The sequence below is a fragment of the Mesorhizobium sp. M7A.T.Ca.US.000.02.2.1 genome (assembly GCF_003996995.1).
Lineage (GTDB): Bacteria > Pseudomonadota > Alphaproteobacteria > Rhizobiales > Rhizobiaceae > Mesorhizobium.
Genome location: NZ_RZTT01000560.1, coordinates 1 through 3,172 on the forward strand (window position 1 = coordinate 1; position 3,172 = coordinate 3,172).

Below are 3,172 nucleotides of genomic sequence, written 5' to 3' on the forward strand. Positions count from 1 at the left end.
GTCCCGGCCGGCCGGAACCGGCCAATGCGGCTGCCACCATCGAGGCCATCGACCGCGCCGTCGCCGATTGCCTTGCCGGCGAAGCCTCGGCCGTGGTCACCTGCCCCATCGCCAAGAAGCCGCTCTACGACGCCGGCTTTCGCTTCCCCGGCCACACCGAGTATCTGGCGCATCTGGCGGCCCGGCACAGCGGCGTCGAGGCGATGCCGGTGATGATGCTGGCAGGACCCGACCTGCGCACCGTTCCCGTCACCATCCACATCGCGCTGGCCGAGGTGCCGAAGGCACTGACCACCGAGCTGATCGTCGCCACCGCGCGCATCACCGCTGCCGATCTCACCGGCCGCTTTGGCATCGCCAAGCCGAGGCTGGCCATTGCCGGGCTCAACCCGCATGCCGGCGAAGGCGGCGCCATGGGCCTCGAGGACGAGCGGATCGTGCGCCCGGCGGTCGACATCCTGCGTGCCGATGGCATCGACGCTTTCGGCCCTTTGCCGGCCGACACGTTATTCCATGTCCGGGCGCGGGCCGGCTACGACGCGGCCCTTTGCATGTATCACGACCAGGCGCTGATCCCGGCCAAGGCGCTGGCTTTCGACGAGGCGGTCAATGTCACGCTCGGCCTGCCCTTCATCCGCACCTCGCCCGACCACGGCACGGCCTTCGACATCGCCGGCAAGGGTGTGGCGCGGCCCGACAGCCTGATAGCGGCGCTGAAGCTTGCCCGGCGGCTGGCCGACACGAACACGAAGGCGGTTGCGGTATGAGATCTCGGGCATGAGCATCGACGGGCTGCCGCCGCTGCGCGAGGTGATCGAGCGTCATGGGCTGCAGGCAAAGAAGGCGCTCGGCCAGAATTTCCTGCTCGACCTCAATCTCACCGGCAAGATCGCGCGCACCGCCGGCGACTTGTCCGATGCAACCGTGATCGAGGTCGGTCCCGGTCCCGGCGGGCTGACCCGCGCCCTGCTTTCCAACGGCGCGCGTCACGTCATCGCCATCGAGCGTGACGAACGTTGCCTGGCTGCTCTTGCCGAAGTGTCCGACCACTATCCCGGCCGGCTGGAGGTTGTTTCCGGCGATGCGCTGAAGACGGATTTCACAGGCCTTGCCAGTCGAGCGGCCGGCAATGGCGGCCCGGTCAAGATCGTGGCCAACCTGCCCTACAATATCGGCACGGAGCTGCTGGTGCGCTGGTTGACGGTCAGCGACTGGCCGCCTTTCTACACCTCGATGACTTTGATGTTCCAGCGCGAGGTGGCCGAGCGCATCGTCGCGCCTGCCGGCAGCGACAGCTATGGCCGGCTGGGGGTTCTTGCCGGCTGGCGGACGGAGGCGAGGATCGCCTTCGACGTACCGCCACAGGCATTCACGCCGCCGCCAAAGGTCACCTCCTCGGTGGTGCATCTGGTGCCGCGCCCGACGCCCCTGCCCGCCGAGGTGAAGAAACTCGGCCGCGTCACAGAAGCCGCTTTCGGCCAACGTCGCAAGATGCTGCGGCAGAGCGTGAAAAACCTCGGCGGCGAGGCCCTGCTCGAACGCGCCGGCATCGATCCGACACGCCGCGCCGAGACGCTCAGCGTCGAGGAATTCGTGCGGCTGACCAATGCCGTGTAGCTCTCTTCTCCCCGTTTACGGGGAGAAGATGCCGGCAGGCAGATGAGGGGGCAGCACGAACCTTGAAATGCCAGCACCGCCCCTCATCCGGCCCTTCGGGCCACCTTCTCCCCGTGAACGGGGCGAAGGAAGAGGTCTCAGCCCGTCTTCTCGTCCAACAGTCCAGAGACGAAATCGAACAGGCCTGGCCGGCGGTCGCGTCTTAACCGCTCGGCGACGACGATGCCGCGCACTTCGGCGAAGGCGCGGTCAAGGTCATCATTGACGATGACGAAATCATATTCCTTCCAGTGCTCGATCTCGTTGCGGGCGTTTTTCAGCCGCGTCTCGATCACCGCCTCCTGGTCTTCAGCGCGACGTTTCAGCCGCGCCTTCAACTCCTTCATCGATGGCGGCAGGATGAAGATCGAGACAATGTCGGCGCGCATCTTCTCCTTGAGCTGCTGGGCGCCTTGCCAGTCGATGTCGAACAGCATGTCGCGCCCCTCGGACAGCGCCAGTTCGGCCGGTTCGCGCGGCGTCGCATAGCAATTGCCATGCACCTCGGCCCACTCCAGCAGCGCGTCGGAATCACGAAGCCGCTCGAATTCGCGCATCGTCCGAAAATGATAGTGGACGCCTTCGATCTCGCTTCCACGGCGCGGCCTGGTGGTGACCGAGACCGACAGTTCGAGGCTGGAATCGCTTTCCAGAAGATTGCGCGCGATCGTCGACTTGCCGGCGCCGGACGGCGACGACAGGACGAGCATCAGGCCCCGGCGGCGTATGCGGGACCCCAAATCCTTGGCAACCATCGGCTACTCCAGATTCTGGATCTGTTCACGAAACTGGTCGACCACCGCCTTCAGGTCCAGGCCGATCGCGGTGATGGCTGCGGCATTCGTTTTGGAACACAGCGTATTCGATTCGCGGTTAAATTCCTGTGCCAGAAAATCGAGCTTGCGACCGACCGCGCCGCCGCCCACCAGCAGTGCCCGGCCGGATGCGACATGCGTTTTCAGCCGGTCGATCTCTTCGCGAATATCGGCCTTGGTGGCCAGGAACGCCGCCTCCATATGCAGTCGGGTGGCATCCAGATTGGCGGAAGCGTCCATCAGCAGCCTGACCTGCTCGGCGATGCGTTCGCGGATCACCGCGGTCTCGCGGGATGGATCCACTTCTGCCCGCAGCGTCAGCGCCTCGATCGTGTCGATATGACCCGACAACAGCAAAGCCAGCGCGGCTCCTTCGCCCTGCCGTGCCTGTTCGAGCCCGTTCAAGGCCACTTCGAGCGCGGCCATGATCGCGGCATCGAGCGCGGCCCTCGCCTCCTCGGTTTCGACGGTTTCAGGAATGTCGAGCACGCCGCGCAGCGAAAGCAATCCATCCGACGTCGCCGCAGCAACGCCGAATTGCTCCTGCAGCCGTTTGGCGAGCCCAGCAAGGTCCTTCAGGAAGGCTTCGTTGACGACCGGCTGCGCCTGCGCGCCAACGGCACGGCCGATGGTCAGCGTCGCCTGGAAATTGCCGCGTGCAAAACGTTTCTGAAGTATTTGCCGGACAGCAGGTTCCAACC

General features: G+C 65.4%; 4 protein-coding genes. 2 read left to right on the forward strand and 2 right to left on the reverse strand.

What is annotated here, in order from left to right; all coding sequences use genetic code 11:
* Both pdxA and rsmA read left to right on the forward strand, forming a co-directional pair.
* Positions 1-767 (forward strand): 4-hydroxythreonine-4-phosphate dehydrogenase PdxA (gene pdxA / locus EOD15_RS31540; RefSeq protein ID WP_127409173.1); only part of this gene is annotated, 767 nt, incomplete at its 5' end.
* A 10-nt stretch (positions 768-777) separates the two neighbouring features.
* Positions 778-1,617 (forward strand): 16S rRNA (adenine(1518)-N(6)/adenine(1519)-N(6))-dimethyltransferase RsmA, encoded by an 840-nt coding sequence (rsmA, locus tag EOD15_RS31545; RefSeq protein WP_127321186.1) that lies wholly within the window; start codon positions 778-780, stop codon positions 1,615-1,617.
* A 137-nt stretch (positions 1,618-1,754) separates the two neighbouring features.
* Here the strand turns inward: rsmA and gmk are convergent, their stop codons facing one another.
* Together gmk and EOD15_RS31555 are read right to left on the reverse strand one after the other, a co-directional pair.
* Positions 1,755-2,411, reverse strand: a complete 657-nt coding sequence (gene gmk / locus EOD15_RS31550) for a guanylate kinase (RefSeq protein ID WP_013532512.1) — start codon at positions 2,409-2,411, stop codon at positions 1,755-1,757.
* A gap of 3 nt (positions 2,412-2,414) precedes the next feature.
* Positions 2,415-3,172, reverse strand: a 758-nt coding sequence (locus EOD15_RS31555) for a YicC/YloC family endoribonuclease (RefSeq protein ID WP_127409174.1), incomplete at its 5' end; no start/stop codon positions are given.